The 13511-nt window shown below is 36.0% G+C and carries 12 protein-coding genes and 1 other annotated feature; of the genes, 3 read left to right on the forward strand and 9 right to left on the reverse strand.

What is annotated here, in order from left to right:
* Nucleotide 1 precedes the first annotated feature (1 nt).
* Genes hisD through hisZ form a run of 3 tightly spaced genes read right to left on the reverse strand, consistent with a single transcriptional unit; the run spans nt 2 to nt 3117 of the window.
* Nucleotides 2-1276, reverse strand: a complete 1275-nt coding sequence (hisD, locus tag ACP8HH_RS12540) for a histidinol dehydrogenase (protein WP_438311786.1) — start codon at nt 1274-1276, stop codon at nt 2-4.
* Nucleotides 1277-1281: 5 nt separating this feature from the next.
* Nucleotides 1282-1908 carry an ATP phosphoribosyltransferase gene (hisG, locus tag ACP8HH_RS12545; protein WP_438311789.1) on the reverse strand — a complete coding sequence of 209 codons (627 nt, stop codon included), beginning with the start codon at nt 1906-1908 and terminating at the stop codon, nt 1282-1284.
* Entirely contained in the window at nt 1909-3117 is a 1209-nt protein-coding gene (gene hisZ, locus ACP8HH_RS12550) for an ATP phosphoribosyltransferase regulatory subunit (RefSeq protein ID WP_438311791.1), read from the reverse strand. It abuts the gene before it with no gap.
* Between the two features lie 126 nt (nt 3118-3243).
* On the opposite strand from hisZ, the gene ACP8HH_RS12555 reads away from it, so the two are divergent.
* On the forward strand, nt 3244-4044 hold the full coding sequence (locus tag ACP8HH_RS12555; protein ID WP_438311794.1) for a histidinol-phosphatase HisJ family protein: 801 nt from the start codon (nt 3244-3246) through the stop codon (nt 4042-4044).
* A 55-nt stretch (nt 4045-4099) separates the two neighbouring features.
* Here ACP8HH_RS12555 and ACP8HH_RS12560 read toward each other — a convergent pair whose 3' ends face one another.
* Together ACP8HH_RS12560 and gdhA are read right to left on the reverse strand one after the other, a co-directional pair.
* A complete protein-coding gene (locus ACP8HH_RS12560; protein ID WP_438311797.1) occupies nt 4100-5305 on the reverse strand; it encodes an argininosuccinate synthase in 1206 nt (401 codons plus the stop codon).
* Between the two features lie 181 nt (nt 5306-5486).
* Nucleotides 5487-6869 (reverse strand): NADP-specific glutamate dehydrogenase, encoded by a 1383-nt coding sequence (gene gdhA / locus ACP8HH_RS12565; protein WP_438311800.1) that lies wholly within the window; start codon nt 6867-6869, stop codon nt 5487-5489.
* Between the two features lie 278 nt (nt 6870-7147).
* Nucleotides 7148-7376 (forward strand) — a binding site (T-box leader).
* 58 nt (nt 7377-7434) lie between these two features.
* Between gdhA and ACP8HH_RS12570 the strand changes: the two genes are divergently transcribed.
* Both ACP8HH_RS12570 and serA read left to right on the forward strand, forming a co-directional pair.
* Nucleotides 7435-8595, forward strand: coding sequence for a pyridoxal-phosphate-dependent aminotransferase family protein (locus ACP8HH_RS12570; protein ID WP_438311801.1), 1161 nt, complete (start codon nt 7435-7437; stop codon nt 8593-8595).
* Nucleotides 8596-10182 (forward strand): phosphoglycerate dehydrogenase, encoded by a 1587-nt coding sequence (gene serA / locus ACP8HH_RS12575; protein ID WP_438311803.1) that lies wholly within the window; start codon nt 8596-8598, stop codon nt 10180-10182.
* A 35-nt stretch (nt 10183-10217) separates the two neighbouring features.
* Here serA and ACP8HH_RS12580 read toward each other — a convergent pair whose 3' ends face one another.
* The 4 genes from ACP8HH_RS12580 to ACP8HH_RS12595 all read right to left on the reverse strand — a co-directional run bounded on the left by ACP8HH_RS12580 (nt 10218) and on the right by ACP8HH_RS12595 (nt 12926).
* Nucleotides 10218-11000, reverse strand: coding sequence for an HAD family hydrolase (locus ACP8HH_RS12580; protein WP_438311805.1), 783 nt, complete (start codon nt 10998-11000; stop codon nt 10218-10220).
* Nucleotides 11001-11289: 289 nt separating this feature from the next.
* The gene (locus tag ACP8HH_RS12585; RefSeq protein ID WP_438311807.1) at nt 11290-11838 is read right to left on the reverse strand and encodes a histidine phosphatase family protein; all 549 of its coding nucleotides are present in this window, start codon (nt 11836-11838) and stop codon (nt 11290-11292) included.
* A 79-nt stretch (nt 11839-11917) separates the two neighbouring features.
* Nucleotides 11918-12418: an NUDIX hydrolase gene (locus ACP8HH_RS12590; protein WP_438311809.1), complete on the reverse strand. Its 501-nt coding sequence runs from the start codon at nt 12416-12418 to the stop codon at nt 11918-11920.
* Between the two features lie 70 nt (nt 12419-12488).
* Nucleotides 12489-12926 (reverse strand): NUDIX hydrolase, encoded by a 438-nt coding sequence (locus ACP8HH_RS12595; RefSeq protein WP_438311811.1) that lies wholly within the window; start codon nt 12924-12926, stop codon nt 12489-12491.
* Nucleotides 12927-13511 lie beyond the last annotated feature (585 nt).

Raw genomic sequence — 13511 nt, forward strand, 5'->3', positions numbered from 1 at the left:
GTTAGTCATCCGCCTTTCTTATTTGAATCGAATTGGCATGTGCTTGTAAACCTTCAGCATTTGCTAGTGTAATAATATCTTCCGTTACGTCTTGTAGTGCTTGTTTCGAATACTGAATAATACTGGATTTTTTTAAAAAGTCATATACACCAAGTGGTGATGAAAATGCAGCTGTACCGCTCGTTGGAAGCGTATGATTTGGGCCTGCAATATAATCACCTAATGCCTCGGGAGAATAATTCCCTAAAAAGATTGCACCCGCATTCTCAATATGGTGCATTTGTTCCAATGGGTTTTCTATCATTAACTGCAAGTGTTCTGGTGCTAAGTTGTTTACAATCTCAAAGGCTTCATCCATGGACTCTACTAAAACAATTTTCCCGTTATCCTTTATCGATTGCTCAATTATTTCTTTTCTTTCTGCGGTCCGCATTTGTTTCTCTATTTCTTCTTGTAGTTGCTCAGCAAATGCTGAACTCGTTGTAATACAAATCGCTGTTGCACGTTCATCATGTTCTGCTTGTGATAATAAGTCTGCAGCAACGAACCGTGGAATTGCAGTGTCATCTGCTACAACACAAATTTCACTCGGACCTGCAATCATATCGATTGCTACATCGCCAAAAACCCATTTTTTTGCCCGGGCTACATACGCATTCCCAGGTCCTACAATTTTCACGACTCTTCGAACAGACTCAGTACCATATGCCAGAGCCGCTATCGCTTGCGCTCCCCCAACTTTGTACACAACGTCCACTCCAGCTTCCATAGCAGCTACAAGGACATATGGACTTACTTTTCCGTTGGATTGCGGAGGTGTTGTAATTGCAATATTTTTGACACCGGCAATTTTTGCAGGAATTGCATTCATTAAGACGGTTGACGGATAAGATGCCTTTCCACCCGGCACATAAATACCGACACTGTTTAGAGCCGTTACTTTCTGTCCCAATAAAATGCCATTCTCTTCGTTAACAAACCAGGATTGTTCTTTTTGCACTTCATGAAATGCACGTATATTCTGTTTTGCTTTCTTTATCGCTACAACAAACTCAGTCGAAACTAGTGCTTTTGCTTCTAAGAACTCTTCCTTGGATACAAGTAGGCTTTCCAACTTAACTTTATCAAACTGCTCCGTATATTTTAAAAGTGCAGCATCCCCATTTTTACGAACATCACGTATAATCTCGAGAACTGCGTGATCTATATTTTCATCGTTTCTTTCTATATATTGCTGGCTTTCAGCATTATATTGTTTAGCTGTTAGTATTCTCACACGAATCACTCCAATACTGCTTTTATTTCTTTAATAAATTGTTGGATTTGACTTGTTTTTGTTGCATAACTTGCTTTGTTTACGATTAATCTTGCACTTACATCTGCAATTTCATCCAATATAATTAAGCCGTTTTGTTTCAATGTTGTTCCTGTTTCTACAATGTCAACGATTATGTCAGACATGCCGATTAGAGGTGCAAGTTCGATTGAACCGTTTAATTTAATCGTTTCAATACGAATCCCTTTTTCTTCAAAAAAGGCTTTCGTAATTTCAGGATACTTGGAAGCTACCGTCAAAGATTTTGCAGTTTCATATTCTTTATCTGCAAAACCAGCTACCACCACTTTACACTTACTAACATCTAAATCGAGTAATTCATAGACATCAGGACGTTCTTCCATTATCGTATCTTTACCAATAATACCAACATCTGCTGCCCCTTTTTCCACATATGTAGGTAAATCTACAGCTTTCACAAAAATGAGTTTCAATCTTTTCGTCTCATCAAAAATTACGAGCTTCCGACTATTGTTATGAAAATCCGGAAATTCAATTCCTGCTTTCGAAAGGAGCTTCATTGCCTTATTAGCTGTGCGTCCAGATCCAATTGCCAATGTTAAATAACTCATTTATTTTTCTCCCTCCAAATCACTTAGCAGCTTCAGTAATTCGTTGATATGTGTAAATGGTGTTTCAATTCCATCCTGATGGAAAACACATTGTTCCTTATCAACCTGAACCCAAACGCTACATAGTTGTTTTTTATCCATTGGAAACGAGAGAACACTATAGTTTCGCTCTCGAAGATCATTCACAAGTGTTAGTGCTTTTCCAAAACAAGATGATTCATAATACACTTCAACATCTTGTAGAAGATTCGGTTTTCTTATTTGATTCGCAGAAGCCTCAACAAGTGAATCCACTTCACAAGCAAACCCAATTGCTGGCAGGGTTGCTTCGAACTCATTTCCCAACTCGTCGTATCTCCCACCCATTAAAACTGGTTTACCGTATTTATCCACAAAACCTTGGAACATTAAATCTGAATAATACCCCATATGGTTAATGAGTCCTAAATCCATAACAATATTATCTTCTAAACCGTAAGCGATTAGTAGTTCATAGACCTTTAGTAAATAGTCTAGTTTTTCATTCATTTTGTCTGTGAATGAAATCTTCTTTGCTCTTTCACTTACTTCAAGAGGATTACCATATAGAAAAGGAATCATTGAAATTGCTTCTTTCAATTTTTCATCAATGGGCAAACCACTTAAAAAGGATTCTATATCTACTACACTTTTTGCTTGAATTCTATTTTTAAGTTGATTCAACTGATTGTCTGTTAAATTTATTTGATCAACAAGCTCTTTAAAAAAACCTGCATGACCTATTTCGATTTTAATATCGTTAAATCCTAAATCTTTTAGTGTATGACATGCTAATGCGATTACTTCTGCGTCCGCCTCAGGTGAACTCTTACAAAAATATTCAACTCCTGCTTGTGTACTTTCAATCCCTTTTATTTTGTCAAAGGATTGACGGAAGACATCTTGCACGTAAAAGTAACGAAGTTCATTTGGCAGTACTGAAAAGTCTTCAGCTAATTTCCGTGTAATTGGAATTGTTACGTCAGGACGAAGAACTAAAACTTGGCCTGTATAGTCAATCACTTTAATCATTTCATTTTGATTAATAGCACCATTTACTTTAGAGTATAAATCGTATTGTTCGAACGTTGATGTTTTAATTCTTTTGTATCCATATGTTAAAAATCGCTTATTAATGGTTTTTATAATTCGATCGTGTTTTTCAAAAGCTTTCACATTTTCATCATTCATTCTATAATTAGTTGACACTTGTTAATTCCGCCTTTCAACAATAAACTTTAACACTTTACCGTGGTGAAGTTATTTAGTACTATAAAGGTGTATACGAGAAATGTCAACACAAGGAGGCAAATGATTATGTTCGATTACCATATGCATAGTGACTTTTCAGCCGATTGTTCAGTTTCGATGGAAAGTATGGTATTAGGTGCAATTGAAAAAGGGCTAACAGAAATTTGTTTTACTGAACATATCGATTACGAATATCCCGATGAAACCATACTTTTTGATTTTGATTTGAATGAGTACAATCAAAAAATCAAGGAGCTACAAGCTAAATACGACGGTAGAATTCGTATAAAAAAAGGTATAGAACTTGGAGTTCAACCTCATATATTACATAAGTATGATGCATTAATGGAAACCAATGAATTTGATTTTGTCATTTGTTCAATGCATACAACAGAAAAGAAAGGTTTGCATTCAGGCGATTTATTTAAAAACAAAACAATTGAGCAAGCCTTTCAAGTTTATTATGAAGAACTTCTATACTGTGTAAAAAACTTTAAACAGTACTCCATTCTCGGTCATGTTGACTTAGTAAAAAGGTATTCCCTTTTAGAACATTGCGATAATAATTTTCATGATATTCTAAAAGAAATTTTTAATGTAATTATCCCAGATGGTAAAGGAATCGAATTGAATACCTCCGGTGTCCGATACGGTATGCCAAACGGGCTCCCAAGTGACGATATTCTAAAGCTATACAAACAATGTGGTGGAGAGATTATTACACTTGGCTCCGATGCACATAGGGTATCTGAGCTAGCATTTGAGTTTAAAGAGTCCCTTCAATTATTACAGTCTATAGGCTTTAAACATATCGCAACATTCGATAAACAACAACCAACATATCATTCAATTAGCAGTTTAATTTAAAAAAACACCTCTATTCCAGTCGGTAATGATTGGAAGAGAGGTGTTTTTCAATTTACTATTTCACGCTTTCTTTCCTGTGAATCATGCTGTGGACTTCCGTGGGTAACCCCCAAAGTTTGATGAATCCCACAGCTGCAGACTGGTCAAATGCATCGTCTGCTGTATATGTGGCTAGTTTTTCGTCATACAGTGAGTTTGGTGATTTTCTTCCCTCAACAATGGCATGACCTTTGAAAAGTTTTACTCGAACAGTTCCATTCACATACTGCTGTGTATCTTTCAAAAATGCTTCTAGCGCATTGCGAAGTGGTGAGAACCATAATCCTTCATAAATAAGTTCAGTTAGCTTTTTCGCAACAACTGGCTTGAAATGTGCAATGTCCTTTATAAGTGTTATATCTTCTAATTCTTTATGAGCTTTTAAAAGAGTAATTGCCCCTGGACATTCATAAACTTCACGGGATTTAATACCAATCAAACGATTCTCAACATGATCGATTCTGCCAATTCCATGCTTACCAGCAATCTCGTTCAAATGTATAATTAGTTCGCTCAGTTTATATTTTTCTCCATTTATGCTAACCGGAACACCCTTTTCAAAGTCAATTTCAATTATATCAGGCGTATTCGGAGTATCTTCCAGAGCGACAGTTAACCCGTAAGCACCTTCCGGTGGTGTTGCCCATGGATCTTCTAATATTCCACACTCATTGCTTCGTCCCCATAGGTTTTGGTCAATTGAATATGGGCTATCAAGATTGATTGGAATTGGAATATTCTTCTCCATAGCGTATTCGATTTCCTCTTCACGAGACCACGCCCATTCACGTACTGGCGCAATAACTTCAAGTGAAGGGTTTAAAGCTTTAATGGCAACTTCAAAGCGTACTTGGTCATTTCCTTTACCTGTACAACCATGTGCTACAGCTGTTGCTCCTTCTTTTTCAGCAATTTCTACGAGTTTTTTCGAAATTAAAGGACGCGAAAGCGCCGAAACCAGTGGATATTTATCCTCATAATATGCATGTGCTTGCAAAGCTAATAATGCATACTCATTTGCAAATTCTTCTTTAGCATCAATTACATAGCTATTGACAGCCCCAACTTTAATTGCTTTTTCTTGAATCTCTTTTAAGTTCTTCCCTTCACCAACATCTAAGCAACATGCAATAACTGCATAGCCCTGATCTGTAAGCCACTGTACTGCTACTGATGTATCTAAACCGCCTGAATATGCTAAAACCACTTTTTTCTTTGTCATTAATAAAATCTCCTTCCGAATGCGGATGCATCTTTATACATCCTGTAGTATTTTTATAATAACATATCAATAACAAATCACAAGCTTTTTCATCCGAAAAATAAAAATAATTAAAATAAAAAGGCTCTGCTAATATACTTAGCAAAGCCTCACCTTTATCAAAAGTTCACTTATCAATCTTTTATCGAATACCGTGAGCAACCATCGCATCCGCAACTTTTAAAAATCCTGCAATATTTGCACCAACAATTAAGTTTCCAGGTTTTCCATACGTTTCGGCAGCGTACAAACACCTACTATAAATATCCTTCATTATTTGAAGCAACTTTTCATCTACTTCTTCTGTTGTCCAGCTCAGTCTCATACTATTTTGTGACATTTCCATAGCAGAGACGGCTACACCACCCGCGTTTGCGGCTTTAGCTGGTGCGAATAAAACATCATTATCAACGAATCGATTGATTGCTTCCATTGTGCAAGGCATGTTAGCACCTTCACCAACCGCCTTAACAGAATTCTGAACTAGAATTCTTGCTGACTTTTCATCAATCTCATTTTGAGTTGCACATGGTAGGGCAATATCGCATGGAATTGTCCATATTTTCGAGCAATCATCATTGAACTCTGCATGTGGATGTACTTTAACGTAATCTTGTATGCGGAAGTTGTTTTCTTCTTTTAAGTATTTTATTGTTTTCAAATCTATTCCTTTTTCATCGTAAACATATCCACTAGAATCACTGCACGCAATTACTTTTGCACCAAGTTGAATTGCCTTATCGATTGCATATGTCGAAACATTACCCGAACCCGACACAATGACTGTACTACCGGAAAAACTTAGACCTTTATCTTTCAACATTTCTTCTACAAAATATACAGTGCCATAGCCCGTCGCTTCTTTTCTTCCCAGACTTCCCCCGTGTTCAGGATCTTTCCCAGTGAAAACACCTGCCTCATAGCCGCCTTTCAAACGATTGTATTGACCAAACATATACCCAATTTCCCGTTTCCCAACGCCGATATCACCTGCGGGAACATCCATATCTGGACCAATATATTTACTTAACTCAGTAATAAAGCTTTGAACAAAGCGCATAATTTCTCTTTCGGACTTCCCTTTTGGATCGAAGTCTGAACCACCTTTACCTGCGCCAATCGGCTGTCCTGTTAATGCATTTTTAAAAATCTGTTCAAAAGCAAGAAACTTCATAATGCTTGTATTTACTGAAGGATGAAAACGAATACCACCCTTATACGGTCCCAAATCGCTATTAAATTGAACGCGGTACCCTCTATTCACATGTACTTTACCTTGATCGTCTTCCCAAGCAACACGAAATGTAATAATTCTATCTGGTTCAGTCAAACGTTCTAACACACCGTTTAAAATATATTCAGGATGTTTTGCAAAGACCGGTCTCAGTGAGTCAAAAATCTCTCTTGTAGCTTGTAAAAATTCTTTTTCGTCAGAATTTCTTCTTTTTAGCAACTCATATACTCCATGAACATAATCATTTGCTAGTTTCTTTGCATCCCGAGTGGTATCGTTTATGTTTTTCATATTAGGTCCAGTCCCTTCATTCATTCATATATACATTCATTCATAGTCAGTAAAGGAACAATCTAACAACTACAAGTTGAAAACTGTACACTATACTTATTTTCTAATTTATTTGATTCTATGTATTTTATACGAAATACTGAATATTAACAACTCAATATCGGAAATTATTTTCATATAACATCTAAATTCCAAATATATTGTTCACAATTAATTGTTGTATTGCCTTTGACTTTCGCAAATAATTTGGTATGATAAATTCTAATTCTATATTAGTTCTAAATATTTTGAAGGAGATACACTTTGCGATTAAGAATTCTTTAGAGAGCTGATGGTTGGTGTGAATCAGCGTTTTCTAGCGTAGAGTAGCACTCTGGAATAGATAGGTCGAATCCTTTAGTACACCTATTCGAAACATGCACGTTACGCATGATAACCAGGCTTATTCTTTTTGAATGAGCAAAAAAGGGTGGTACCGCGTGAGTATTTTAGCTTTTCGCCCCTTACATTTTGTAAGGGGAGGAATGCTTTTTTTTATTTTTAAAAATTGGGAGGAGAATGAAATATGTTACAAGATCAGCAAATACTTAGAATTCCAGGACCTAGTCCAATTCCACCAAGTGTTCAAAGGGCAATGAGTCAACCGATGATTGGTCACCGTGGACAAGAAACATCTGCAATGTTAGAAACAATTTCATCAAAACTGAAAAAAGTCTTAGGAACGTCACAAGATGTACTTATTTTAACTGGTAGCGGTACTTCTGGTTTAGAAGCCGCAGTAGTAAATATCGTTCAACCTAATGATGAAGTGTTAATACTAATTTCCGGTGCATTCGGCGAACGCTTTGCAAAAATTTGCGATGCGTACTCCATTAAAACACACCAAATTGATGTGGAGTGGGGAAAAGCAATTAATCCACAAGACGTTAAAAACTATTTAAAAGATCATCCAGAAATAAAAGCCGTGTTTTCGACTTATTGTGAAACTTCAACAGGTATTTTAAATCCAATAAAAGAGATTTCTGAGGCTGTACATGAAGCATCTGAAGCACTATTTGTAGTAGATGGCGTCTCTTGTGTTGGTGGAGTAGAAACAAAAATGGACGACTGGGGAATAGATGTTATGGTCACTGGCTCACAAAAAGCATTCATGCTCCCTGCTGGTCTTGCCTTCATTGCAGTAAGTGAAAAAGCATGGAATAGAATTAAGACAAATAGTAGACCACGATTTTACTTTGATTTAGTTAAGTACAAAGACAATATTTTAAAAGACACAACACCCTTCACACCTGCCTTATCCCTTATATTCGGACTTGAACAAGTTCTAAATTTGATGGAAAAAGAAGGTTTGGATCTTGTTTATAAGAGACATCAATTATTGATGAATATGACTCGTGCAGCATTTAAAGCACTTGATATCCCCCTTCTTACAAGTGATGAATTCGCGTCTCCAACAGTAACTGCTGTACAACCAAATGATTTTAACTCAGAAGATTTCCGAAAAGTACTCAAAAAACAATTCGGACTTACAGTTGCTGGTGGTCAGCAACATTTGAGTGGGAAGATTTTCCGCATAGGACATATGGGATATTGTTCTCCCGCCGACATCCTCCAAACAATTAGCGCGATTGAAATTGGCTTAAATCTCGTTGGAAGAAAAACCGAACTTGGCAAAGGAACAGCAGCTGCACAAAAAATCTATTTAGAACAAGGAGTGATAGTTTAAATGGCTTTTAATATATTAATTAGCGATCCGCTTAGTGAAGAAGGAATCTATCCGTTAAGACAAGCAGAAGGTATGAATATCGTCATAGATACAAACAGTACACCAGAAGAATTAGCTTTAAAAATTGGTGACTTCGATGCACTTCTTGTCCGCAGTCAAACACAAGTCACACGGGAAATTATTGAAAAAGGAACAAAGTTAAAGATTATTGGACGCGCTGGTGTTGGTGTCGATAATATTGATTTGGATGCGGCTACTGAAAGAGGAATAATCGTAGTAAATGCTCCGGATGGCAATACAAATTCTGCTGCCGAACACACGATGGCTATGTTAATGTCAATGGCACGTAAAATACCACAAGCTTTCAATTCACTAAAAAACAAACAATGGGACCGAAAAGCATTTATTGGTGTTGAACTCAAAAATAAAACATTAGGTGTTGTAGGACTTGGTCGTATCGGTGCGGAAGTTGCAGCACGGGCAAAAGGACAACGAATGAATGTCATTGCTTATGATCCGTTCCTGACTGAAGAAAAAGCGAGAAAACTGGGTATTGATTTCGGCTCTGTAGAAGATGTACTAAAAGCCGCGGATTTTATTACAGTACATACGCCTTTACTGAAAGAAACACGTCATTTGATTAATAAAGAAGCTTTTGAAATAATGAAAGACGGCGTTCAAATAATAAACTGCGCTCGTGGTGGGATTATTGACGAGGATGCTTTATACGATGCAATCGTCTCTAAAAAAGTTGCAGGTGCAGCACTTGATGTTTTTGAACAAGAGCCCTTTTTAGATCATAAATTGCTTACACTTCCAGAAGTAATTGCAACACCACATTTAGGCGCAAGTACATTTGAGGCACAAGAAAGTGTTGCTGTTGATGTTAGTATTGACGTTGTGAGCTTTCTTAATGGTGGACTAGTTCAAAACCCAGTAAATCTACATTCTGTATCAAAAGAAGTAATGCTTAAGATTGAACCATTCTTCGATTTGTCTGAAAAGCTCGGTGCGTTCTTGTCTAGTTTGTCGGATGGCGTTATAGAGGAAGTCAACATCTTTTATTCAGGAGAAGTTGCGAGTTATGATGTACGTCCATTAACACGCAATACGTTGAAAGGGCTACTCAAACGCAATCTAGGTGATCACGTAAATGATGTGAATGCGAAGTTCTTAGCAGATCGCATTGGAATAAAAGTAAATGAAAATAAATCTTCAACTGCAAAAGGTTTCTTGAACTTATTGACCGTTGAAGTAAAGACAACAAATGGACTACGCCGTGTTGCTGGAACCCTATTAAATGGACTTGGTGCTCGTATTGTAAAAGTAGATGATTACCCGGTAGATGTTGTACCAGAAGGGCATTTACTTTACATTAAACATAAAGACCAACCTGGTGCAATTGGCCGCGTCGGTACACTTTTAGCAAAAGAAAATATTAACATTGCAGCAATGCAAGTTGGTAGAACAATCATTGGCGGAGAAGCAATTATGATGCTAACGATTGATAAATACGTTGATAATTACGATGTGAAAGATTTAGTAGAACTTGATGATATTTATGAAGCAATTGCGATTGACTTATAATTTTAAGTAGAAAAAAGAGGCCTAAATGGCCTCTTTTATTTTATAATCGTGAAAAGTTCTTCTAAATTTTTGATTTCATATGTTGGCTGTACATCTTCCATAGGTTCTTTGTTTTCACGGTTTATCCAAACAGATTTCATACCAACTTGGGATGCCCCTAATATATCTGTCATTAAGTTATCCCCTACCATTAAAGCTTCTTCAGCTGATGTATTGCTTCGTTCAAGAACATGATGAAAAATAGATGGGTCAGGCTTCCCTTTTCCAAAAGCTCCAGAAATAATGATATGGTTAAAGTAAGGTGCGATTTCCGGTGTTATTTGTAACTTTATTTCTTGAAGACTAGGAGAACCATTCGTCAACAAAATGAGTTGGTATTTACCTATTAATGCATCTAGAACTTTAAACGTTTCCTCATAAACAAATGGAGACTTTCTTCTTTCTTGCGGAAATGTTTGAGCGAGCTCCAGCCCTAATTTTGCGTCATCAATTCCAATACGAAGCAGCCCTTTTGTCCATGCTTCTTGTTGATATGCCGGGACAATCTCTTTCATTTTTTGAAAATCACTACCTACATCATCAAACGTCCCCCATAAACCTTCAAAGGGATTAATGCCAATCATTTGCGTGTACTCATATGTATCGTATGTTGCGTAAAGGTCTCTTGCTTCGTTTCTAACAGCTTGCTCTAATACTTTCGGGTTCAGTTCTTTGTACTTTATTGCAGCCTTTTCACAAGTTCTTTTAAATGCAGTTTCGACACTTTTTTTATCCCATAATAATGTATCATCTAAGTCGAATATAATTGTTTTTATCAATGATTGAAGCCTCTTTTCGTTTAATCTATAAATTGATTTATTAATAGTATAACAAAAAAACAGACTCCGCTCTTTCTTAGGTTGTCACTTTAGGAGTTGTTTCGCACAATAAATATATATAAAAAGACCGATTATGGATCATAGCTAACTATCCATTTAGGTATTGGAAAGTACAGGTATAAGTATATGCCTGCAAACTACTTGTCTAATTGATCTCTTCGACAAAAATTTAGCCCAATTTAAGCACAGTTTTCCTTCTAGAATCGCATCTATTGTATAAAATCCGGGTTCAATTCCATAATCGTTCATAAGTTACTTTATTACCAATCTCTCTTAAAACATACACATCCGGATTAGTAAGATCTTGCCAATCATTAAAACCAAAAGTTTTATTATAATTATTTAGAAGTAATGACATCAAATTCCCGTGTGTAACAATAATTGTATTTTCAGATACATCATTGAACACATTTTCAACAACATCCACTATTCGTTCCTTTGCTTCTTGACTGGACTCTCCACCTTCAAATTTCAGTTCAACATCCTCAAAAGTTGTTCTTAGCTTGTCCTCCCAGTCTGAAATATCTTTAGTGCTAAGCACACGTTCCGTTAGTTTTCCATCAATTTCAATCTCGATATTCAATTGGTTTGCAAGGGGTTGGATAGATTGAATAGCGCGTTCATACGGACTCGAAATAATCCGATCGACTTTAATTTCAGACAAGAAACTAGATAAGTCTAAAGCTTGATTAAACCCTTTTTCTGTAAGTTTCGCATAGAAGGATTGTCCTTCCGCCTCACAATGCCTTACAATATAAACATTTTTCAATATGACCACTCCAATATAATAAAAAGCTTTAGTAAAGTTTTTAGCGAAAATTTAATGAATGCTTTTCCAGAATAAATTAGGCAGTATACTAATCAATTTGTTGTTTTTCTGCATAATACCATTTCAAATAATACATGATTCCCGACTTGTCCACCCAACTAAAATCGATTAAATCCTTCTCTAGTGAATGCTGTAGCTCATCTACTGAAATCCACTTTATATCTTCAGTACCATCACCTTCAATAACTAAATTACCAGAGGCTTCACATCTAAAATAAACGCCTAATGAATCTACTGGACCAGTTGTCGTTTGATAAACAGCAAAAGGCTTCATCACTTCCACATTTGAATCCACATCATTAGTTTCAATTCTAGTTTCATCCCCAAAAACCTTTGTTATATGTAACCCTGTTTCTTCCTGTACTTCTCTCTTAAGTCCTTCCATAAATGACTCGAATTCCTCTAACCTTCCTCCAGGCAGCTCATAAGGTGTTTCATTTTCATTAGATTTAACCCTTTTTTGTATAACGATTTCAGTTCCATTCTTTCCATTTCTTTCAATGATTGCTCTAACATTTACGTATATCATGTAAGTTTCCCCTTACTTATATTTTCAACTAAATGGCCCGATATAGACACGGTAATTGATTTACAACTTTTCAATTTATCGAGTTAATAAAGTTTTGGGTTCCATTTGTTAAGTTTTTTGGTAGGGCATCAAGTTTAAAATATTGAACATCTATAGACTCATTGTGATCAATTTGTATGATTCCATTAGCTTCATTCGTTACATATACTGCGGTTACTGAATATAATTCATCGCCATTTGAAACTTTCAAATAATAATCTTTACCCGAGAAAACGTTTAATAATTTCAAGTTTCCTACATCTAGGCCCGTTTCCTCTTTTACTTCTCGTCGTGCTGTTTCTTCTAAACTTTCCCCCAACTCCATAATACCACCTGGCAATCCCCAACTACCGTCAGCCCTATGTTGCAACAGTAATTCATTTTTATTATTAAGTATCAAGACCACTGAACCTGGCAGTATTAAAGGTCTATGCCCAACTAATTTTCTTAATTCTTTAACGTAATTCATTTAACTCCCCCTAATGTGATCATTTTTATTATTTGGGCCAATTACTGAAGTGGCGTAGATCCTTATTTCAGAATCGCGAACGTTAATTTAAGAGTATACGAAAATAGGGAATCAATTTTTAAATTCTTCTCCTGTTAATATTCCGTATAAATCTGCTGAATCGTGCTTTGTTAATTTCACATATCTATCGCTATCGGTAACTATCTCTATATTTTTACCATTTGGGCTAAACCATCCATAAAGAATTATAATCTAAACCTTTCTGTAATTATTCCAGCTACTTCTGTAGTACTTAATTTTGTAGTATTAATTTTTATGTAGCCTAATATTTAATTTCACCTTTATGGGAGTTCAATCTGTGTTTTTCCATTGATTCCCTTAGTTCATTCTCCGGCCATTTAATGCTTCTCTAGGTAAAGGACTTGCAGCATCTAATTGGGCCTCATTTATTAATGACTTCAAACAAAAGATTAGGCTCCTAAGTATACCAGTGGATTCTTTCTACTATTGTATCGTATAATGTTAAAATTCTACACTTAATTGTTACTATTTCATCATATTTCAGCCCGATTGAGGCGCACATTT

This window comes from Sporosarcina sp. FA9 (genome assembly GCF_051550205.1).
In the GTDB taxonomy this organism is placed as follows: domain Bacteria; phylum Bacillota; class Bacilli; order Bacillales_A; family Planococcaceae; genus Sporosarcina.